The organism is Hymenobacter properus, from assembly GCF_015694735.1.
In the GTDB taxonomy this organism is placed as follows: Bacteria; Bacteroidota; Bacteroidia; order Cytophagales; family Hymenobacteraceae; genus Hymenobacter; species Hymenobacter properus.
Map to the genome: position 1 here is coordinate 526,674 of NZ_JADQDP010000004.1, position 21,318 is coordinate 547,991.

The following is a 21,318-nucleotide window of genomic DNA, read 5'->3' on the forward strand; positions in this document are numbered from 1 at the left end:
TATCGAATGCAGCGGTTTAATGAGTCAAGCGCCGTCTGTCATCCTGAGCGCAGCGAAGGACCTTTTCACGTCAGAAAAGGCCGATGTAAAAAGGTCCTTCGCTGCGCTCAGGATGACAAAGATTTTGACTTGCTAACTCGCTTCGATACTTACTTGGGCAGCACAGTCCGCCCCTTGCGCAAAGCCAGATAATCCAGGTAGTACAGCACCTTCACCGATACCGAGTTATTGTGCGGCGTGTTAATTGTGTTGTTGAAGTTGTCGAAGAACTGCGGGGTTGCTTCCTCGGCCAGCAGGTAGGTCGAGCCAGCGTTTTTCCAGACGATGCTCAGCTGCGAGCCTGGCGCGAACCACCAGGAGTACACGGCGTCGATATTGAAGGCGTTGTAGGTGTTGTCGCGGTTGCGCTGGTAGGCGGCGGGGGTTTCGACACCGTCCTTGCCCAGGGTGGCGAAATCGAAATAGCGCACGTTGCTGGTGTAGTGGCGCAGGCGCAGCGTGAACGACATGCGGTTGGTGAAAGTGTAAGCCACCGAGGCCACATTGGCGATGGTGGCCACGTCGCGCCGGCCCAGCATGGTTTGGCCCATGAAAGGCTGGTCGAGGATTTCGCTGGCCGAGAGGCCGCCGTTCACATAGCCAATTTGGTTTTGGCGCAGGCTCCAGTCCACGCTGTAGCGGAAGGTGAGGTGGTCATTCACGCGGTAGCGCGGGTAGAAACCCAGGCTGTAGCCGGTGCGGCGGGGCCGGTAGGCCAGGCGCTCGTCCTGGGAGTAGCGCTGGAAGCCGGCGTTCCAGTTCAGGGCGAATTTCTTGCGCGAGTCGGAGTTGAAGAAGAACACGAAGCGGGTGTTGGCCGGCACGCGCACGTAGTAGTCGCCCAGCGGCGCGGTGCGCGGCTCGAAGAAGTCGTGCGTCACGGGGTCCACGTTCAGGTCGAAGCCCAGCTGCCAGAAGCTCTTGGTGAAGGTGGTGTTGGCGCCCAAGTAGAAATTGAGCGCCTGGTAGAGTGTGGGCTTGTAGAGCAGCGAATGGCTCACGTTGCCAAACACGTACAGATTGTTCACCTTCCAGAACTGCTTGTAGCGGCGGTAGGCCAGGTCCAGTGAGTTGCTGATGTTGTTGTTGCCGAACAGGATGCCCAAGTCGTTGGGGTTGTAAGTGTCCGACTCGATGCCGTGGTTGTAGCTCCAGGTGAAATTGCCCGAGATTTTGCTCAGGCCCACCTGGTACTTGTAGCCGTCGCGGTCCGACACTTCCCGGGTGCTACCGAACTCGGTGCCGCGGCGGCGCGAATACACCACACGGCCGTCCACGGCGTAGGAATTCTTGGCGTTGGCGAAGCGGAACAGGCCACCGGTCACGTTAGCATCGTAGGTGCTGCCGGCGCGCGTCACGTTGGTGTTGATGAGCGAGACGTAGGAGTTGTGCTTGAGGCTTTGGTCGAGCACGGCGATGTTGTAATTGGCGAAGGGCTGGGTGAGCACCTCGCGCTCCTGGCCGGTTTCGGTGTTGCGGATGGTGGCGTACATGTCGTTGCTCAGGGCGTTGAACACGCCGATTCCCAGGCCGCTTTTGGTGCGGCCCGATACCTTGGTAGCATTCAGCAGGCGCGTTTCGGAGGGGTTGCGCACGATACGCTCGTTCTTGCCGGCCGTCACGCCATAAAAGCCGATGGGCGTGGCCCCTACCCTTCTGGAGTAGAACAAATTGCCCTTGTTAAACAGCTCGGTGCCTTCGGTGAAAAACTGGCGGTTTTCGTTGAACTGCACTTCGAAGGGCGAGAGGTTGAGCACCTGGTTGTCGCTCTGCACCTGCCCGAAATCTGGTACCAGCGTAGCATCCAGCGTGAAGCTCTCGTTGATACCCCACTTGATGTCGGCCCCGCCGTTGAAGCTAGTGGTGGTGCGCTTGGTGCCGGCGGCGCTGAGCGGGTTGTCGTTCACGTAGCCGCTCACGTAGGGCGTGAGCGAGAGGCGCAGTGGCGGTTTCACGCCCTGCACGCCGGTGAGTTCGCCCCACTGGTTCACAAAACCATTGACCTGCGGCTTTACCTCGTTCCAGAAGTAAGCGGCGTTGTCGCGCTTGCGCTGGCGCATGAAGTTCAAGCCCCAGTGCTGCACGTCGGCCGTGCTGAAGCGGATGGCCGAGTACGGAATCCGCATTTCCACCACCCAATCGGTGCCTTGCAGGGCGGCGCGGCTTTCCCACACGGCATTCCAGTTGAAGTCTTCGCCCCCGGCCGGCGAGTAGCGCGAGTCGAGCTGCACGCCGCTGCTGGTCACGATGAAGCCGTAGCCGTTGAGGTGGTCGTTATAAGTATCGAGGAAAATGCCGAAGAAGTCGGAGTTGCCGGTGTTGTCGCGGGCCGTCAGCTCGCGCGGAATGGAATCGGTGGCCACGTCGTGCATCACCGCGCCCACGTACAGGGCCGCGTCGTCGTAGAGCACGCGCACTTCGGTCGGAAATTTTTCGGGCACACCGGGCTTGGGCCGCTGCTGGGTGAACTGGCCCGTGACGGCCGCCTCGCGCCACATAGCTTCGTCGAGCACGCCGTCGAGCTTCACGGGCTGGCTGATACGCAGAGCTGCTAGCTGGCGCTTGGGCGCGGCGGTAGCAGCGGCGGGAGCTACGGAATCCGTCTGAGCCCGGACCGTTAAGTGGCCCAGAATCAGCAGCAACAGTATTCCAAAAAGACGCAGAGAAAAGGTGGGAGGCATAAGAGTGTGGGTTAGGAGTAGGCAGCAGAAAACCGATGAAGCCGAGCCAGAAAAGCAAAAGGATGGGGCGGGCTATTCGGCGTTGTTTCACTCACCAAAACCACTTCGAAACCACTACCGCGGGCGGGCCAGCTTGCAGACCAGCCACTCCTGCGGCGCCCCTATCCTTTTGCTCAAAACCAGCTTATTGCCCTGATTTTTAGGCAGCATCATTCCATCAAGGCGCCAAAACGGCTTCCTTTTGCGCGGAAACTGCCCGAGTTGAGAATGGTTACTTCCGCTTGCGGAAATACACGTCGTTGCTGATGGACTCGAGCTTGACGAGCGGGCCGCTGCCTTTGAGTGTGCCGCGCAGCTGGTAGCCCACGATGGGGTTTTTCTTCGGCGTCGAGGTGAAGGCGATGTCCTGGTCGGTGTACACCTCGCCCGTAATGGTTTTCAAGGCCAGCTCGGCGCCCTGGCTGGCGGGCCAGGCCACGTCAACGAAGCCGCTCAGCGACTTGGCCTCCAGGGGCCCGGTGAGCCCGGCCACGTCGATGTCGCCGCTGTAAGTATAGATGCGCAGGTTGGCGTCGGCCGGCACCGTGATTTCGTAGGTAATCTCGGCGCACACCCGGTAGCTGCCGTCCTCGTCGTTGCGGCCGTCGCTGATGTACACGTGGCCCTGGCGCGTGCCGCTGCTGGGGCAGTCGCCGGGCTGGGCCGTGTGCAGCAGGGCCTTGTCGAAATCGGCGGTCAGCTTCACTTCGTCGCCGCTTTGCTCCGTATTAAGCAGCAGGGCATCGTTCAGCCGGTTTTGGTTGATGCTGACGGTGGCTTTGAGGGTCATTTTGTTGCCTGCCCCGGCCCGAACGCGGATGTTGCTGGCTTGTTTCAGGTTGAGAAACAGGCGCTGGCCTTTGGCGAGGTCCAGGCTCTTTTCGATGACCTTTTGGGCAGCGGCGGGCAGGCTGGCGGCCGTGGCGAGGGCTAGCAGGAGGAAAAATAGGAAGCGGCGCATGGGAGTTTTTTGCAGAAAGGTGGAAGGTTGGATTTGTAGGTAGCAGCATGCAAGCGGGGCGGCAGTAGCGTGGACGCTGCGAGTTTGCGCGCCTCCAGGCCGTTCGCCCAAGCGCGGACTCGCAGCGTCCACGCTACAGCCGTTATTTGGCTTTGCGCACGTAGATGTCGCCGCTCACCGTCTTGAGCGACACGGCATTGCCGCCGCCGTTGATGGTACCGTCCACCACCTGGCCGCCGATGTGGCGCATGCTGTCGTCGCCGTTTTTGGGGATGCTCAGGTCGAAGTCGGTGTACACTTCGCCCGACACCGAGCGCAGCTTCAGCGTGGCTTTGGTGCTGGCAGGCATGCTCACGTCCACGTCGCCGCTCACGGTGGTGATGGAGCTGGGGCCCTGGCGCATGGGCGTAAACTTCACCTGAATGTCGCCGCTCACGGTGGTGGCCACCACGGGCCCGGCCACGTTCAGCAGCTTAATGTCGCCCGATTTCATGGTCACTTCCAGGTTGCCGGCCACGTCGCGCACCACCAGGTCGCCGTTGTTCCAGTTCGTTTGGTTGAACTGCACGCTGGAGCCCTTGGGTACCTGCACCACGTAATTAGCATCCTTGCGCGAAGCCCGCACGATGCGCACCACGTTGTCGGTCTGCGTCACCGAAAGGCCGATGTTGGTGTTATCCACGGCCGTGTTGTAGATGGGGTGCAGGCCCTCGGCGCGCTTGGGGGCTGGCTCGAAGCCGTTGCCTTTTATCACCAGGTCGGTGCCGTCGATGCCTTCCACGGTCACGTCGCTGCCCTGCATTTCGAGCACGATTTTGCGGTCTTTGCCGCCGAGCTTGGTCTTGAATTCCTGGGCGTTGGCGGTTTGAATTGCCAAAGCGGCCGTCGCGATTAAGAGGATGAACTTGTTCATATGGTTGTAAGAATTAAGCAAGTGAGGTCCTAGCGCGGTGCCGGGGTGGGCGGCGCCGCGTGCAGAAAAAAGGAGAGAAAAAAAGGAGTGGTTGAAGACTGAAGGGAGGTCGAACCTATTGTTTAGGTCGTCATGCTGAGCGCAGTCGAAGCATCTCTACTGCTTCGTTGCAGTCGATTGGATTACTAATGCAGTAGAGATGCTTCGACTGCGCTCAGCATGACGTTCTATATTCTTCGCGTATTGCCATCATATCAGCTTGCCGATGCCGGCCGTGGCTTGGGCGCGAACCACGGGCAGGGCATCAGGGCGCTTAGACAGCTTTTCGAGCTGGGGCACGGCGCGGCGCACGCGCATCGAAACCACCATGTCAATCAGCGTAATCTGCACGTTGGGGTCGGTTTGCACGCTGAGGGCGTGCACCAGGCCTTCGCGCACCCGCGGGTCGTCGCGCAGGCGGTAGAGGGCCTCGCAGGTGGCCAGGCGCACGTTGGGGTTGGGGTCGAAGTTGAGGGTGTTGAGCAGCACCTGCACGGTAGCGTCGCCGGGCTCGGTTTCCTTAGTTGTATTGGTCACGAGCTGAATCCGGTCGCTGGCCGATACCACCTGGCCGTTGGCGGGCGTCAGGGCCCGGGCTAGCTGCGCGTGAGCTTCCTGGTTGGGAGTAGCATTGGAAGCCAAGCCCGCGGTGCCGCCCTGCGAACCCCAGTGTAGGTTGCGGCCCAGCAGCACGCCCGTGGCAATGAGCACGACGCTGGCGGCCACGCGCAGCCAGTTGTTGAGCCCAGCCGTGGGCCACATCGATACCACTTTGGCTTCTTTGGCTTCTGTCGGAACCGGCGTAGGGGCCGCAGCTTCGGGTTTCAGCAGTTGCTTTTGCTCCTCCAGCATGGCCATGAAGTTGGCGCGCAGGGCGGTGCGGGGCGTTTCGGGCAGGGCGGCATCCAAGTCGTTGGAGAGGGCGCGGAGCTGGTTGACTTGCAGCTGGCAGCCGGGGCAGTCGGGCAAGTGGGCGGCCACGCGCTCGGCCTCGGCGGCCGGCAGGCTGCGCTCGACGTAGGCCGGCAGCAGCGCTTCTAGTTCGTGGCAGGCAGATAGTTCGGGCGTTTTCATGGACTTAATTGGCGAAATAGATTTTGCGCAGGGCCTGCAGGGCGCGGTGCGCTTTCACGCGGGCGGCCTCGGCGGTGCAGCCCAGCAGCTTCCCGATTTCCTCGTAGCCGAAGCCCTGGAAGCGGTTCAGCACCAGGATTTCGCGCTGAGGCACGGGCAGCAGGTTCAGAGCTTCGTGCAGGTCGTCGTGGCTGTTGCTGATGCGCATTTGGGAGAAGGCACCGCCGCGCAGGGCCCCGGTGCGCTCCACGTCTTCCACGTCGGAGTCGGCCACGCGCAGCTTCTGCTGGCGCTGCCAATGGTCGGCGTGTACGTTGCGGGCCATCTGGTACACCCAGGCTTTGAAGGGCTGGGTGGGCTGGTAGCTGCTGCGGTACTTGAGGATGCGCTCGAACACGGTTTGGGTGAGGTCTTCGCTGAGGTCGCGGTCGTTGGTGAGACGGGTGAGGTAGTTGAATAAGGGGCCGTGGTAGCGCTCGAACAGGGGCACGAGCTGGTCGAGGTCATCGGCCCGCACGGCTGCCATCAGTTCTTCGTCGCTCGTACTCGTGAGGGTCACGGGTGAAGGGTTTGGGAGGTGAGTTGGGAGGAGTACCGGGAGTTGGGCTTTTCGTTACACGGGGGTGTAAAAAAATTATTGGGGCGAGCAGCAAGTCCGGTTTAATGGCAAGTAACAATCATTTAATAAGCCATTTGCAGAGCAATCAAACTATTTACTGAATTGGACGAAGTTCATTAGTCTTCGGGGCTGAGGCGCCACGTCAGAACAAAGCAGAAACCCGCCCCAAGCATAATATTTCCCGTATCGGATGGGGCGAATGCCCAAAACAGCTGCCTTTTCCCACCGCCCTCATCAAAACTTTAGCGGCGCCCCGCTTCTTTTCTGACCTAATTGCCCCTTTCACTCAGCCCCTCTTTTCACCCCAACACCTGACATGAGCACCCCTCCCCCCGCGTATTCTTTCGGTATGATTGGCCTCGGCACCATGGGCCGCAACCTGCTGCTGAACCTGGCCGACCACAATTTTGGCGTGGCTGGCTACGACAAAGACGCCACCAAAGTAGACCTGCTGGCCAAGGAAGGCGCCGGCAAGCCCGTGGTGGGCTTTTCAGAGCTGGCACCTTTCATCAACAGCCTGCAAACGCCGCGCTCGGTGATGCTGCTGGTGCCGGCCGGCAAAATTGTGGACAGCGTGATTGCCGAGCTGCAGCCCCTGCTGGCCCCCGGCGACATCATCATCGACGGCGGCAACTCCCACTTCACCGATACCGAGCGGCGGGCCGTGGCCCTGGAAGCGGCGGGCCTGCACTTCTTCGGCATGGGCGTGAGCGGCGGCGAGGAAGGCGCCCGCTTCGGCCCCAGCATGATGCCCGGTGGCGACAAAGAGGCCTACCGCGTGGTGCAGCCCATGTTCGAGGCCATTGCGGCCCGTGTGGGCGACGAGCCCTGCGTGACCTACATCGGCCCCGGCGCGGCCGGCCACTTCGTGAAGATGGTGCACAACGGCATCGAGTACGGCCTCATGCAGCTCATTGCCGAAACCTACGCCGTGCTGAAAACCGGCCTGGGCATGGACAACGCCGCCATTGGCCAGGTGTTCACGCAATGGAATGCGGGCCGGCTGCAGTCCTTTTTGCTAGACATCACGAAGGACATTTTCGGCTTCATCGCTCCCAATACCGACCACCTGCTGCTCGACGACATCAAGGACGAGGCCCGCTCGAAGGGCACCGGCAAGTGGACCTCCCAGGTAGCCATGGATTTGGAGCTGCCGATTCCGACCATCGACACGGCCGTGGCTATGCGCGATTTGTCGAAATACAAGGCCCTGCGCGAGCAGCTAGCCGGGATGTATGGCCCGGCCGCGGGCCAGCTTTCGGTTGATAAGGACGCTTTCCTGGCGCAGCTGGAGCAGGCTTTCTACTTCAGCATGGCCATTACCTACGCCCAGGGCATGCAGCTGCTAACCAAAGCCTCGAAAGACTTTTCCTACAACCTGAAGCTGGATGAGATTGCCAAAATCTGGCGTGGGGGCTGCATCATCCGCTCCGGCTTCCTCACCGAGATTTTCAATGCCTACCAGAAGGCACCCGACCTGGCCCACCTGCTATTGGATGAACAGGTGCGCAATGTGGTGAGCACCGCCGTGCCCGGCAGCCGCGCCGTGGTGGCCGCGGCCGTGACGGCTGGCCTGGCGCTGCCGGGCTACTCCTCGGCGCTGAGCTACTTCGATACCTTCCGCACCGCCCGCATGCCTTCCAACCTCATTCAGGCGCAGCGCGACTATTTCGGGGCGCACACCTACGAGCTGATTGGCAAGGAAGGCGTTTTCCACACCCAATGGACGCCGGAGCACGAGGACGCGGCTAATAAGAAAGACGTGGAAGTGGGCCAGGAAGTGAAGACCGAAAAGCCGGTGACGCCGAACAGCTAGAGGCTTCCATTAAAATGGCCGTCATGCTGAGCGCAGTCGAAGCATCTCTACCGCACAATGCAATTATTTACTACTGCGGTAGAGATGCTTCGCTGCGCTCAGCATGACAGGCTTACAACATTCTGCAATTGCACCTAATTAGGCATGAACAACAATAAACAAGTCGACCCCACCATCTTCGTCATCTTTGGCGGCACCGGCGATTTGAACGCCCGTAAGCTGGCCCCGGCGCTCTACAACCTGTTTCTCGACGGTTGGCTGCCTGAGCAGTTTGCCATCATCGGCACGGGCCGCAGCCAGTTTACCGACGAGGCTTTTCAGGAGAAGCTGCTGGAAGACATCAACCAGTTTTCGCGCACCGGCAAGGCCAAAAAGGAAGTGTGGAGCACCTTCGCCCCGCACGTGGGCTACCAGTTGGCCGACGTGAAAAATGCGGACAGCTACAAGGCCTTCGGCCAGCGCATCGCGCAGTTGGAAAAGGACTGGAACGCCAAAGCCAATGTGATTTACTACCTGGCGGTGGCGCCGGAGTTCTTCCCCATCATCGCCACCAACCTGGCCAAGAGCAAGCTGACCGATGATGCCGACCGCACGCGCATCGTGATTGAGAAGCCGTTCGGGCACGACCTGGAATCGGCCCGGGCGCTGAACAAGCTGCTGGCGGGCATCTTTGAGGAGCAGCAGATTTACCGCATCGACCATTACCTGGGCAAGGAAACGGTGCAGAACATCATGGCCTTCCGCTTCGCCAATGCGCTGATGGAACCGCTCTGGAACCGCAACTACATCGAGCACGTGCAGATTTCGGTGACCGAGCAGCTGGGCGTGGGCGACCGCAGCGGCTACTACGACGGCGCCGGCGCCCTGCGCGACATGATTCAGAACCACCTGCTGCAGCTGCTGTGCCTCGTGGCCATGGAGCCGCCCGTGAACTTCAACGCCGACGAGGTGCGTAACCGCAAGGTGGACGTGCTGCGCGCCATGCGCCGCTTCACGCCCGAGCAGGTGCGCGAGGCCACCGTGCGCGGGCAGTACGCCAGCGGCTGGATTGAGGGCAAAAAGGTGCCCGGCTACCGCGAGGAAAAGGACGCCAACCCCACGTCGAACACCGAAACCTTCGCGGCGGTGAAGTTTTTTGTGGACAACTGGCGCTGGCAGGACGTGCCGTTTTACCTGCGCACGGGCAAGCGCCTGCACCGCTCGTCCTCGGTCATCACCATCCAGTTCAAGGACGTACCGCATTTCATCTTTCCGGCCGAAGCAGCTGAGTCGCACCGCCAGAACCGCCTCATCATCAGCATTCAGCCCGAGATGAGCATCCGGCTGCAGGTGCAGGCCAAGCGCCCCGGCCTCGACATGCTGCTGAACACCGTGGACATGGTGTTCGACTACAAAGGCACCTACACCAACGAAGCCCCCGAAGCCTACGAAACCCTGCTGCTGGATACCATGATAGGCGACCAGACGCTCTTCATGCGCGGCGACCAGGTGGAAGCCGCCTGGGACCTGGTGATGCCCATTCTGCACTCCTGGCAGGGCCGCACCAGCCAGAACTTCCCCAACTACTCGGCCGACTCCTGGGGCCCGGAATCGGCCGAAGCTCTCATTGCCCGCGACGGCTTCCACTGGTTCACCCTCCCGCTCAATGGAAAGAAATAGCCAACCCGAGCTGCACGTTTTTGCCACCGTGGAGGAAGTCCTCCACGGCCTGGCCGACTTGTTTGTAGAACTGGCCGCGCGCGCCACGGCGGCGCAGGGCCGGTTTTCGGTGGCGCTGTCGGGCGGCGGCTCGCCCAAGAAGCTGTACGAGCTGCTGGCCTCGCCGGCCTACCGCGCGCGGGTGCGCTGGGAACAGGTGTACTTTTTCTTCGGCGACGAGCGTAACGTGCCGGCTACTGATTCGCAGAGCAATTTCCGCATGGCTACCGAGGCGCTGCTGGCGCCGCTGCATATCGCACCCGCGCAGGTTTTCGCGGTGAATACCGCTCTGCCGCCGGACGAGGCGGCGGCCGAGTATACCCAAACTATCCAAGACTTCTTCGGCGAAGCCGAGCCGCGCTTCGACCTCGTGCTGCTGGGTCTGGGCGACAACTCGCACACCGCCTCACTGTTTCCGCATACCGCTGTGCTGCACGATGCCACGGTAGGCGCCCGCGCGGTGTTCGTACCCGAATTGGACGCGCACCGCATCACCCTCACCGCCCCGCTGCTGAACCTCGCGCATGCCGTGGCCTTCCTGGTGTACGGGGCCGACAAGGCCGCCGCAGTGCATCATGTGCTGCGAGATGCGCGCAATGTGGAGCAGTTTCCTGCCCAACTCATCGCACCTCGCAATGGGGAGTTGCACTGGTTTCTGGATGAAGCGGCCGCGGAGCTTGCCAGCAATTAGGGGCGGCCAGGCTACTTAAAGAACGTCATGCCGAGTGCCGCCGAGGCATCTCGCGTGCAGCAGTAAATCAATTACTCTTGTACGCGAGATGCCTCGGTTGCGCTCGGCATGACGTCTATTAGGCACTGAACGATTTTACGGCAGTTCTGCAAAGCTGTCTGCATTCACCGCGGCCACGCCCGGCCGCAGCACCTCGGCCCGGTCGCCGTGCGATAGAATGGCTGCCTGCGCCATGCCCAGGAACAGGCCGTGCTCCACGATGCCGGGAATAGCCTGCAGCTGCAAAGCCAGCTGCTCGGGCTCCGGAATCACGTTGAAATGGCAGTCGACCAGCAGATTGCCTTGGTCGGAGCGGTAGAGGCCGTCGGGCAGCTGCGCGTTGGGGCGCACGGCGGGGGCGCCGCCTAGCTTCTCCACTGCATCCAGTACCCAGGGCAGGGCGAAGGGCACCACTTCCAGCGGCAGCGGGAAGCGGCCGAGCTGGGCTACATTCTTCGAGGAATCGGCGATGATGAGCAGGTAGTCGGAAGCGGTTTCCAGCACCTTTTCGCGCAGTAGGGCTCCTCCCCCGCCTTTTATCAGGCGCAGCTGGGCGTCGAGCTCGTCGGCGCCGTCCACGGTGAGGTCGAAGCGCAGGCCGCGGCGGGGTTCCAGCAGCGGAATGTTGAGCTGGCGGGCCAAGGCCTCGCTGGCGCGGGAGGTAGCGGTGGCTTGAATCTGCAGCTCCCCGGCCTGCACTTTTTCGCCCAGGAGGGTAATGAATGCCGCCGAGGTGCTGCCGCTGCCCAGGCCCAGCACCATGCCGCTGCGCACCCAGCGCAGGGCCGTGGCGGCGGCATGGCGCTTTTGAGCTTCTTGATTGGAGACTGAGGCAGTGGGCGTGGGATTCATAAGAGGAATGGGTGATGATACGGCGGCGAAATTAACGGACAGTTGAGTGGGCCGGGGCTTCGAGGGCCTTAGCAGAGTCTTTTCGACGCGTCGCAATTCGGTAATCTGCCTGTCACGTTGAGCTAATAGGCTCCCGATAGTTTTGGCTCATTGTTCCATTCATCAAATCTTCATGCGCTTAAACGCTTACATTTCTCAATTTTCGGCAGCTCTGCTCCTGGCAATTGGCGTAGCCGGCACCTCGGCCCAGGCCCAAACCGTCACTCAGGGCTTTGAAAACAGTGCGGCCGACACCTGGAGCTTCACGCCCACTCCGGCCACCTACAACGACCTCGCCGCTACCGACCAGTGGGGAATTCTCACTACCATTGGCACGGCCGGCACCGGCCTCACGGTGGCCACGCCCTCGGCCGGCGCCAACCTGTGGGGCGGACGCGACCTGGAAGGCCCGCTTACCAACAACGTGAGCATCTGGCACTACCTGGATTTTGCGCCGGTAGCCATTGCCAGCGGCAGCACGGCGGCCAACACGGTTACGTTCAAGTATTTCAGCAACGCCTTCGACGCTTCTGACTCGCTGGCCTATACAGTGCAGTTCGACAACGGCACCACCTGGGCCCTGCCGCGCACCTACACCCAGCTCAACAAAAACACCCAGGCCTGGACCACCGTGACGGCCACGGTGCCCGCCGGCAGCACCCACGCCCGCCTGCGCCTGGCCGTGCGCCAGAACGGCAACGACGACTGGGTGGCCTTCGACGAAGTCAGCCTGAGCCGCGTGGCCACGGCCGTCACGCCCGACCTGGGCTTCGCGAATAGCACCACCCCACTCATCGTGAATGAGAACGCCGGCACGGTAGCCATTCCGCTCAGCATCCGCAACGCGGGCACCACGGCCAGCACAGTAGAGGCCGTGGTGGCCCCGCTGGGTACGGCCACTGCTGGCTCGGATTTCACCTTTGCCAGCGCCCAGACCATCACCTTCGCGCCGGGCAGCACCACGGCCACGCTCACGCTGCCCATCCTCGATGACGCTACCGCCGAGGCGGCCGAATACTTCACCGTGCGCCTGCAGAACCCCAGCAACGCCACGCTCACGGCCGGCGCCACGGAGTTTATGGTGTTCATTAAGGACAACGACACGCAGGCCCCCGCCCGCACCAACAACTTGCGCCTGAACCTGCTGGGCAGCTACCAAAACGGCACCAGCGGCACCAACTCGGCCGAAATTGTGGCCCACGACCCCAGCACCCAGCGCCTGTACGTGGCCAACTCGGTGGGCGGCAAGCTGGATATTCTCAACTTCAGCACGCCCGGCGCGCTTACGTCGGTGGCTTCGGTTAACATCAGCACTTACGGCGGCATCAACTCGGTGGCGGTGCGCAACGGGCTAGTGGCCTGTGCCATTGAAAACGCGGCCCCGCAACAGAACGGCAGTATCGTGTTTTTCGACCAGAACGGCACCTTCATCAAGCAGGTGACGGTGGGCGCCATGCCCGACATGATAACCTTCTCGCCCGATGGGCATTACCTCATCACGGCCAACGAAGGCGAACCCAACCAGGCCTATACCGACGACCCCATCGGCTCGGTATCGGTGGTGGACATGACCGGCGGCATCTCGGCCGTGACGCAGGCCCGCGTTACCACGCTGGATTTCAGCGCCTACAACTCGCAGGCGGCCGCGCTGCGTACGTCCGGCATCCGTATTTACGGCGGACCGGCCGGCACGCCTAGCAGCGTAGCCCAGGATTTGGAGCCGGAGTATGTGACCGTTTCAGCCGACTCGCGCACGGCCTACATCGGCCTGCAGGAAAACAACGTCATTGCTACGCTGGACCTCACCACGCTGCAGTTCACCAGCCTGCGTCCTCTCGGCTTCCAGGACCATAGCCAGCCCGGCTTCAGCCTCGATGCGTCGGACCAGTCGGGCGAGGTGCTGATGGCCAACTGGCCCATCCGCGGCATGCGCCAGCCCGATGCCATTGCTTCGTTTGAGCTGCCAGCCAGCCTGGGCGGCGGCCGCTACCTCATCACGGCCAACGAGGGCGACGCCCGCGAATACACCGGCATGAGCGAGGTAAACCGCCTCGGCGATGCCGCTTACGTGCTCGACCCCACCGCTTTCCCGCAGGCGGCCATGCTGAAAAACACCAGCGCCCTGGGCCGCCTCAACGTGACCAACAAGCTGGGCGACACCGACGGCGACGGCGACTTCGACCAGATTTATGCCTACGGCGGCCGCTCCTTCAGCATTCTCAACGCCAATACCGGCGCGCTGGTGCACGACAGCGGCGACCTGCTGGAGCGCGTGACCAGCACCGACGCCGCCTTCGGCAGCATCTTCAACGCCAGCAACACCACCGGCAACCCCGTGCGGAAAAACCGCTCCGACGACAAAGGCCCCGAGCCCGAAGGCACCACCATCGGCATGATTCGCGACACCACCTACGCCTTCGTGAGCATGGAGCGCGTGGGCGGCGTGGTGGTCCTGAACGTGAACGACCCGGCCAACCCGCGTCTGGTGCAATACATCAACAACCGCAGCCTCACCGCCGGCACCGGCGACCAGGGCCCTGAGGGCATCGTATTCATCTCGGCCGCCAACAGCCCCACCGGCACCCCGCTCCTGCTGCTGGCCAACGAAGTGAGCAGCACCGTGGCGGTATATCAAGTGGGCCTGCGCGGCACCGTGACGGCCTTGAAAAACGGGAAGTTTGCCGCCGAAGCCCTCTACTGTTTCCCCAACCCAGCTGCTGCTGATGCGTCGGTGCGCTTCAGCCGCCCCGTGGCCGGCACGCTGCTCGATGGGCTGGGCCGCGTGGTGCGTCAGCTGCCCGTGGCAACGGATAAACTCGATGTGCGCGGGCTGCCCGCTGGCTTGTACTTGCTGCGTGCCACGGATGGCGCTACCAGCCGCCTGTTGGTGCGGTAGAAACTGCCTGACGTAGGGCTTTAGCCCAAAACCAGAACGTCATGCTGAGCGAAGTCGAAGCATCTCGTGTGCAGCAGTAATTATTTTACTCTGCACGCGAGATGCTTCGACTTTGCTCAGCATGACGTTCTTTTTGCTTGGCTAAGCAGCCTCTGCCCTACTTCGCCTTGCGCAGGTAGATGTTACCGTTCATCGTTTTCATCATCACCTCGGCGCCGCCGCCGTTCACTTTGCCGTAGGTCCAGTCGTCGGTGCTGAGGCGGGTGAGGCCGTTTTGGGAGGTGCGCGTCACCTTATTGGAGGTTTTGTCCACGGCCACGTCGAAGTCGCTGAACACCTCGCCGCGCTCGGATTTCATTTTTAGCGCGGCTTTCAGGTTGGCGGGGAAGGTCACGTCCACCTTGCCGTTGAGGGTGGAAAAGGCCATGGGCGTACCGCTGCTCACGCTTTTGAAATTGGCGGTGAGGTTACCGTTCACGGTGGTAGCCACGGCCGAGCCCGACACGTCGGTGAGCTGGATGGCGCCATTCACGTTCGAGATTTCCAGCTCGCCGTTCACGTTATCCACGGTGATGTCGCCGTTGTTGACGGTGGTGAGCTGCAGTGAGAAGTTGTGCGGCACCTTGATGGTGAGGTCGACCGGCTGGGTGGGCACCTCCGTGGATACCTCCACGTGGTTGTTTTTTTCCTCCACCGTCAGGTTCAGGCCGCCAGCCGAGGAGAGGCGCTTCATGCCCGCGGGGGCCGGGGTTTCGGCGCGGCGCCCGCCCTGCCTGGGGCGGAAGGCGGCGTCTACCACCACTTCTTTGCCGTTGTAGCCCGTCACGTGGATGTAGCCGAAAACGAGGCCTACTTCGAGGACACCGGGCTTGCCGGGGGAACTCAGCGGCACGGTGAGCGACTCTTTGGAGTCTTGCGCCCGGCCGGGCAAGGCGCTGGCGAGCAAGGCGAGGGCAAGGGTAGCCTGGCGCGCCAGTGGCGCGAGGGATAATCGAAGGAAATGGTTCATGGTAATGAGTTGATTAACTAAATCTTGGACACGATGACGTCGCCGTTGAGGGTTTCGAAGCGGAAATCCGGCCCGCCCTTGCCAATGCGCACGGCCGTGTCTTTGGTGAGCTTGTAGACGGTGCCGCTGCCAGAGCCCTCCTTGTTTTTGGTGACTTGCGCCGGCAGCACCTCGGCGTTCGGAAAGTCGGTCAGGAACTCGCCGTGCATGCTTTTGAAATGCAGGTTGGCCCCCAGGCTGGCGGGGTAATGCACCCGGATTTTGCCGTTGATGGTGTGGTAGGACGAGGCGCCCGCGGGGTTGGCGGCGTAGGTGGCGTCCACGTTGCCGTTCACGGTGTGGGCCCGGGTGGTGCCCTTCACGTTGGTGAGGGTGATGGGGCCGTTCACGTTGTTGACGTGCAGCAGGCCGGTTACATCCGCTACAGTCATCGAGCCGTTGTTCACGGTGCCCACGTGCAGATTCATGGCATAAGGCACCTTCACCACGAAATCGAACGCGTAGTGGTAGTCGATGTCCTTGTGATTCCAGTTGCGCTGGTTGTTGTGCGGCCGCGAGTCGTAGGGCCCGGCAATGTACACCACCACGCTGTCGCCGTGCTGCGTGAACCCCAGCTGGGCTTCCTTCTTGCCGGTTTCCAGCGTCTGGGCGTCGTCGGCCCGGATGGTTTTGGTGGCTTCCACCAGCACCTTGTTGCCGGCGTAGCCTTCCACCCGCACCGAGCCGAAGATGTTGTAGAGGGCTAGCGTGCTGCGGCCGGCGTCGGCCGTGAGGGTAAATTCCTTGCTGATTTTTTCGGTGGCATCCTTGCTTTGGGCGCGGCAGGCGGCAGCGCTACACAGCAAGAGTAGCAGCAAGCTCAGGCTGCGCGGAAGTGCGGGTTTGGTCATGGCGCGGGGAGGATTGGGGCGCGGCGGGCCGGCCGGTTTGAATGGTTTGGATGCTTTGTTCAATCTTGTCTTTCACCGTTTCGTCGAGGTTGGGCTGCTCCAGCAGCTGGCGCAGCGGCTGCACCGAGCGGCGCTCCTGCAGCTGCACCATCACATCGGCCAGGGCGGCCTGCACCAGCGGCGAGTCCTGCTTGGGCAGCGAGTGCACCAGGCCCAGGCGCACGGTGGGGTCGGCGGCCAACGGAGCCAGGGCCTCCAGGGTGGCCAGGCGCACGTTCACGTTGGGGTCGTTGTCGAGGGTGCTGAGCAGGGCGCTCACCACTTTGCCATTGGGGGCGCTCATGTCCTTGGTGTAGCTCACGGCCCGCAGCCGCTCGGTAGCCGAGGGGTTGTCGATGAGGGAGAGCACCATCACCTGCCGCATCTGCTTCACCTGAGCCGATAGGGTGGCCAGCTGCTCCTGCTCGCCAGCGGGCGCGGCTGGTTTGTTGTTCAGCCAGTAGCCCCCAATCAGCCCCACGGCCACCAGGCACAGGCTGTACACCGCCCGCAAAATGGGCCGCGGAATTTCCAGGTTCAGCCACCACTGCCACAAGCCTTTCAGCGAATAATCGGGCGTGGCTTTTACTTCTTCCTTGAAGCTGGCCAGCATGGCGTAGAACTCGGGGCGCAGGTGCTCGCTGGGTTCGGGCGGGCGCACGGCGCCCAGGTTTTGCCACAGGCGCTGGGTGGCCTGCAGCTCGGCGCGGCAGTCGGCGCACTCGGCCAGGTGGGCCGTGAGGGCAGCCTGCTCGGCGTCGGAAAGCTGGCGGCTCAGGTAGTCGACCAGCTGGTCTTTGGCGTGTTCACAATTCATTGGTTTGGTCAGTTTTCGATGCGGTGGTAGGTGCTTTTCAGCTCGTGCATGGCGCGGTGCACGCGCACCTTCACGGCGCCTTCGGTGGTGCCCAGCACCTGGGCAATTTCCCCGTACTTCATTTCCTGGAAACGGCTCAGCACCAGCACCTCGCGGTGCTCGGGGCTGAGGCGGGCCAGGGCCTGGTGCAGCGTGGCTACTTCCTGGGCGCGCTCCAGGCCGGCATCGGCAGCGGCGCCGCCGCCGAGGTGCTCGGCCACGTCGGCCACGTCGGCGTGGTGCTTGGCGTGGCGGTTTTTCTTCACGTGGTCGGCCAGCACGTTGCGGGCCAGGTGGTACATCCAGGTCCGAAACTCGCCCTCGCCCGTGAAGGTGTGGCGGTATTTCAGCATGCGGTAGAACACGTTCTGCACCAGGTCCTCGCTGGTGTCGGACCGGCCCAGCATGTGATAGAGGAAGCCGAAGAGCGGGCGGTGGTAGCGCTCAAAGAGCAGCCCCATCCGGTCGACATCGCCGGCTTTCACGCGCAGCATTAAGGCATTATCCGAGAACGAGTCCAAGCTGATAGCAGGGGGTTGTAAGCGTATTCGGGTGTGGACACCGCGCCACCTCGGGAAGGTTACCGGAAGGTGAACATTATTTTTTATTACGTGGCCACTCACCTCCTGTCTCACCCGCCTTTACTGCTGATAATCAAACGCTAGCACAAAAGCCAAACACTTGATATAATGAATATTGTCTTTCGATTTCGACAACCTCTACCCTATGCCTATCCGTATCGACAAACCCGCGCCAGCCGCGGCCTTCCCCGGTATCTCCCCCTTTCCACATTTCCACATTTCCAACCCGTTTTTATCATGAAAACCACCAAAATCCTCCTCGCTGCTTTCCTGACCTTCGGCCTGAGCAGTGCCGCTTTCGCCCAAACCACCGCCGGCTCTACCACCGCCGGCGGCAGCACCTCCGGCTCGACCGGCGGCGCCATGACCACCTCGGGCACTACCAGCGGCACCATGGGTACCACTTCGGGTACCACCAGCGGTACCATGGGCAGCACCTCGGGCTCGATGGGCTCTACCTCGGGTTCGATGGGCAGCACCTCGGGCAGCATGGGCACCACCAGCGGCCGCATGGGTAGCACGTCGGGCTCTACTTCGGGTAGCACGTCGGGCACCACTTCGGGCCGCATGCGCAGCAAAGGCAGCATGAACGGCGGCAAAGGCAAAATGAAGTCGAAATCGATGTAGTAACACTTTGCGGCTCAGCGCCGTATATAGTGTAGAAACCGGCTGTTTCTTTTCGAAGCAGCCGGTTTTTTGTTTCCCACCCCTTCCTTTCCTCCTCATGAAATCTTTCCTACTGCTGGCCGGCCTGCTGCTGAGCGCCGCCGCCCAGGCCCAAACCGTTCCCCTCGACCCCTCGGCGCCAGTGCGCGGCGGCAGCCAGGGCCAAACCAACATACCGCCCGTCAATCCGGCCCTCAACCAAAGCACTATCCAGGGCCCGCCCGAAATACAGCGCACGCCCACCAACCGCGACGCCCAGATGAGCCGCCCGTTGGACAACACCAGCGGTACCATCATCCCGGCCGGTACGCCGGAGCTGTCGCCCACGGCCGTGCCCGACGTGCGCGAGCAGCCCATCATGCGCGACAACCGCCCCCGCCAGTCGACCGACGTGGTGCCCAGCCGCTCGCGCCGTAGCAACAGCAGCACCGTGCCGCGGCCCTAGCAGCCTGCTCTGCCGAGGCCATGCAAGGGGCAGATGTGGCAGTCTTACCGCTGCTACCACGTAAAAAAAGCCCCATCCAGTAAAGGATGGGGCTTTTCATTTTAGCGGAAGTAGCTGGTTACTTCTTCTCCTTTTTCGCGGCATGCGCCAGCAAGTCGCTGCCGTGCTTGCGCAGCAGGTCGGCCAGCTCTTGCAGCGGTTTTTTTAGGTCATCGGCCGCTTGGCGGCTCACCTGGCTGGTTTGGTCGCCAAGCAGGGAAAGGGAGTTGCCAATGGCCGTGGCACTCAGGGCCCCGCTGGTGAGCAGCGACTGCAGGTTGCCGATTTCGCGGGCAATGTCCTGCAAGCCGGGCAGGCCGCTCTGCAGAAACTGCTGCTGCCAGGTTTCGGTGTTGTCCATGGCCGAGCCCAGGGGCAGGCTGGTGAGGCCGTTTTTCAGGGCGCTGATGGTGGCGTTGAGGTGGTCGGAGGGCATATGGTGGGTTTGTGGAGTGGTGAATTGGTGGGTTGTTGGCGGCACTCAACCGGCAACTTTCTTGGCGCGTTTGGCTTTGGCGGGCGCGTTGGGGTCGGGCGGCAGGTTGAGGGGCGGCACGGGCAGGTTGGGCGCGGGCGCGCTCAGGCCCCGCTCGCGCAGGATGGCCACGGCGCGCAGGGCGCTGGCTTCCTTGTTCTTGATTTCAAGCATGATGTCGAAATCGAGGCCGTTCAAGTTGGTCAGGAATTCGCTGAACAGGTCATCCACCAAGTCGTCGGTGTGCTTGCCTTTGCGCTCACCTAGGGCCTGCGAGCTGTAGTCCATCATGGGCACGCCGTCGGCGGTGGGGTGCCAGGTGCCGGCGGCCAGGCGCAGGGCCTCGGGCATGGGCTCGCCGTGGTTGAGGCACTCGTGGTGGAAGTTATCGAACAGAATGGGCACGCCGGTGAGCTCGTGCAGGTGCAGGCAGTCGCGCAGTGAGAACAGCCGGTCGTCGTTTTCTACCACCACGCGGGCCTTCACCGCCTCGGGCAGCGTGGCGTGCACCTCGGCAAACCGGCTGATGGCCCCTTCCCGGTCGCCGTAGAGCCCGCCCACGTGAATCTGCAGCTTGGCCGTGCCGTCCAGCCCCATCAAGTCCTGCATCGAGCCTTGGTACACCAGTTCCTGGATGCTGCGCCGCACAATGTCGGGGCTGGGCGAGTTGAGTACCACAAACTGGTCGGGGTGAAAGCTCACTCGCAGGTTGTTGGCCTTGATGTAGTCGCCAATGGCCCGGAACTCGGCTGCGAAATGCGTCTGCCAGGGGAAGGTATTGATTTCGTGCGAACCGAAGGGCACAATGCCCGAGCCCATCCGGAAAAAGAGCAGCCCCTGGGCCACGTTCCATTCCAGCATACGGCGCAGGCAGGTCAGGTTGGCCGTCACGGCCGCAATCAACCGCTCCTCCGAATAAGAGGCCAGCCGGAAGGTGTTGGCCGCGCTGCAGTCCATCGCCTCGTTCACGCAGGGATACCCGATTTTCATACTCGGGCTTACGGGAAGCAGTTGAGCCGGGTTGACGAACCTAAAAGAACGTCATGCCGAGCGCAGCCGAGGCATCTCGCGTACCGAAGTAAACCATAACGATTGAGTTGCGTTGCGCACGCGAGATGCCTCGGCTGCGCTCGGCATGACGTTTCGGCTTCTCGTGCCCTACGGCTCGTAGCCGCGGTTGTCCTTGAAGGCTTTGTTGTACTGCGCGCGGGCTTTGCGAAGCTTCTCGGCGCGCTGCTCGGCTTCAATCTCCTCCATTTTCCGGCGCTGCTTGCCCTCGCGCGAAAACTGGTCGTAAATCAGGCTCACCGGGCTTTGGATGGTGGGCACCGGGGCCTTGGGCGCGGTAGAGTCGACGGCAAACAGCGGTTTGGGCTTGGGCGGGCGCTTCACGCCGCTCACCACCGGCGGGGCGGGGCGCTTGATGTTGCGCAGGGCCCGGTTGATGATGGCGCGGTCGGCGCGGTCGCTCACCACCTGCACCTCGCCCAGCTGCACGCTGTCGCGCACCAGCTGAATACGCACCACCAGCTGCGAAAGGCCCGTGCCGCCCATGGGCAGGCGCTGGGTTTTGAAGCCGAGCGCCCGAAACAGCACCGTGTCGGTGGGCTGCACGTCGAGGCCAAAGCTGCCGTTGGCATCGGTGACGACGCCGCGGCGGGTGCGCTGCACCTGCACGGTGGCACCCGGCACAGCCTGGCGCGAGCCGGCTTCGGCCACGGTGCCCGTCAGGCGCACGGTGTTGGGCGCCTGGGCGCGCGCTGCGCCAGCCGCCAGCAGGCATAGCAGCACCAGCAGCCACTGCCGCGGGCTTTGCCTGGCCCAACCGCCACGCGCACAAGACACTACTTCAACAATCATTAATTACTAACACACAACCTGACTACAAAGTAGCAACCCAATGAGCCAAAAAAAGCCCGCAC

General features: G+C 62.3%; 19 protein-coding genes. 6 read left to right on the top strand and 13 right to left on the bottom strand.

Features of this window, described 5'->3' with window-relative positions; all coding sequences use genetic code 11:
• Positions 1–149: 149 nt before the first annotated feature.
• From I2I01_RS18790 to I2I01_RS18810, 5 genes are all read right to left on the bottom strand, one after another.
• The gene (locus tag I2I01_RS18790) at positions 150–2,720 is read right to left on the bottom strand and encodes a DUF5916 domain-containing protein (protein WP_196288041.1); all 2,571 of its coding nucleotides are present in this window, start codon (positions 2,718–2,720) and stop codon (positions 150–152) included.
• A 271-nt stretch (positions 2,721–2,991) separates the two neighbouring features.
• Positions 2,992–3,720: a DUF4097 family beta strand repeat-containing protein gene (locus I2I01_RS18795; RefSeq protein ID WP_196288042.1), complete on the bottom strand. Its 729-nt coding sequence runs from the start codon at positions 3,718–3,720 to the stop codon at positions 2,992–2,994.
• Between the two features lie 142 nt (positions 3,721–3,862).
• Complete coding sequence (locus I2I01_RS18800) at positions 3,863–4,633, bottom strand: DUF4097 family beta strand repeat-containing protein (RefSeq protein ID WP_196288043.1); 771 nt, start codon at positions 4,631–4,633, stop codon at positions 3,863–3,865.
• Positions 4,634–4,882: 249 nt separating this feature from the next.
• Positions 4,883–5,746, bottom strand: coding sequence for a HEAT repeat domain-containing protein (locus I2I01_RS18805; protein ID WP_196288044.1), 864 nt, complete (start codon positions 5,744–5,746; stop codon positions 4,883–4,885).
• Positions 5,747–5,750: 4 nt separating this feature from the next.
• Entirely contained in the window at positions 5,751–6,305 is a 555-nt protein-coding gene (locus I2I01_RS18810; protein ID WP_196288045.1) for an RNA polymerase sigma factor, read from the bottom strand.
• A gap of 376 nt (positions 6,306–6,681) precedes the next feature.
• Here I2I01_RS18810 and gndA point away from each other — a divergent pair, with 376 nt between their 5' ends.
• The 3 genes from gndA to pgl all read left to right on the top strand — a co-directional run bounded on the left by gndA (position 6,682) and on the right by pgl (position 10,570).
• A complete protein-coding gene (gene gndA / locus I2I01_RS18815; RefSeq protein WP_196288046.1) occupies positions 6,682–8,181 on the top strand; it encodes an NADP-dependent phosphogluconate dehydrogenase in 1,500 nt (499 codons plus the stop codon).
• A gap of 144 nt (positions 8,182–8,325) precedes the next feature.
• A complete protein-coding gene (gene zwf / locus I2I01_RS18820; protein WP_196288047.1) occupies positions 8,326–9,840 on the top strand; it encodes a glucose-6-phosphate dehydrogenase in 1,515 nt (504 codons plus the stop codon).
• The gene (gene pgl, locus I2I01_RS18825) at positions 9,827–10,570 is read left to right on the top strand and encodes a 6-phosphogluconolactonase (protein ID WP_196288048.1); all 744 of its coding nucleotides are present in this window, start codon (positions 9,827–9,829) and stop codon (positions 10,568–10,570) included. Before zwf ends, pgl begins: the two co-directional genes overlap by 14 nt.
• 135 nt (positions 10,571–10,705) lie before the next feature.
• Here pgl and rpiA read toward each other — a convergent pair whose 3' ends face one another.
• Positions 10,706–11,461, bottom strand: coding sequence for a ribose-5-phosphate isomerase RpiA (rpiA, locus tag I2I01_RS18830; protein WP_196288049.1), 756 nt, complete (start codon positions 11,459–11,461; stop codon positions 10,706–10,708).
• A 172-nt stretch (positions 11,462–11,633) separates the two neighbouring features.
• Between rpiA and I2I01_RS18835 the strand changes: the two genes are divergently transcribed.
• A complete protein-coding gene (locus tag I2I01_RS18835) occupies positions 11,634–14,396 on the top strand; it encodes a choice-of-anchor I family protein (RefSeq protein ID WP_196288050.1) in 2,763 nt (920 codons plus the stop codon).
• 157 nt (positions 14,397–14,553) lie between these two features.
• Here the strand turns inward: I2I01_RS18835 and I2I01_RS18840 are convergent, their stop codons facing one another.
• From I2I01_RS18840 to I2I01_RS18855, 4 genes are read right to left on the bottom strand one after another with little or no spacing between them, the layout of a single operon-like run.
• Complete coding sequence (locus I2I01_RS18840) at positions 14,554–15,405, bottom strand: DUF4097 family beta strand repeat-containing protein (RefSeq protein WP_196288051.1); 852 nt, start codon at positions 15,403–15,405, stop codon at positions 14,554–14,556.
• 17 nt (positions 15,406–15,422) lie between these two features.
• A complete protein-coding gene (locus tag I2I01_RS18845) occupies positions 15,423–16,295 on the bottom strand; it encodes a DUF4097 family beta strand repeat-containing protein (RefSeq protein WP_211538035.1) in 873 nt (290 codons plus the stop codon).
• Positions 16,240–17,151, bottom strand: a complete 912-nt coding sequence (locus tag I2I01_RS18850; RefSeq protein ID WP_196288052.1) for a zf-HC2 domain-containing protein — start codon at positions 17,149–17,151, stop codon at positions 16,240–16,242. The genes I2I01_RS18845 and I2I01_RS18850 overlap by 56 nt, the downstream gene beginning before the upstream one ends.
• An 8-nt stretch (positions 17,152–17,159) precedes the next feature.
• Entirely contained in the window at positions 17,160–17,684 is a 525-nt protein-coding gene (locus tag I2I01_RS18855; RefSeq protein WP_196288225.1) for an RNA polymerase sigma factor, read from the bottom strand.
• A 324-nt stretch (positions 17,685–18,008) separates the two neighbouring features.
• Between I2I01_RS18855 and I2I01_RS18860 the strand changes: the two genes are divergently transcribed.
• Together I2I01_RS18860 and I2I01_RS18865 are read left to right on the top strand one after the other, a co-directional pair.
• Positions 18,009–18,398, top strand: a complete 390-nt coding sequence (locus I2I01_RS18860) for a hypothetical protein (RefSeq protein WP_196288053.1) — start codon at positions 18,009–18,011, stop codon at positions 18,396–18,398.
• A gap of 97 nt (positions 18,399–18,495) precedes the next feature.
• On the top strand, positions 18,496–18,882 hold the full coding sequence (locus tag I2I01_RS18865) for a hypothetical protein (protein WP_196288054.1): 387 nt from the start codon (positions 18,496–18,498) through the stop codon (positions 18,880–18,882).
• 118 nt (positions 18,883–19,000) lie between these two features.
• On the opposite strand, the gene I2I01_RS18870 is transcribed toward I2I01_RS18865, so the two are convergent.
• The 3 genes from I2I01_RS18870 to I2I01_RS18880 all read right to left on the bottom strand — a co-directional run bounded on the left by I2I01_RS18870 (position 19,001) and on the right by I2I01_RS18880 (position 21,241).
• Positions 19,001–19,357 (bottom strand): hypothetical protein, encoded by a 357-nt coding sequence (locus tag I2I01_RS18870; RefSeq protein ID WP_196288055.1) that lies wholly within the window; start codon positions 19,355–19,357, stop codon positions 19,001–19,003.
• A gap of 45 nt (positions 19,358–19,402) precedes the next feature.
• Complete coding sequence (gene uvsE / locus I2I01_RS18875; RefSeq protein WP_196288056.1) at positions 19,403–20,386, bottom strand: UV DNA damage repair endonuclease UvsE; 984 nt, start codon at positions 20,384–20,386, stop codon at positions 19,403–19,405.
• A gap of 168 nt (positions 20,387–20,554) precedes the next feature.
• Positions 20,555–21,241: a carboxypeptidase-like regulatory domain-containing protein gene (locus I2I01_RS18880; protein ID WP_196288057.1), complete on the bottom strand. Its 687-nt coding sequence runs from the start codon at positions 21,239–21,241 to the stop codon at positions 20,555–20,557.
• Between the last annotated feature and the right edge of the window lie 77 nt (positions 21,242–21,318).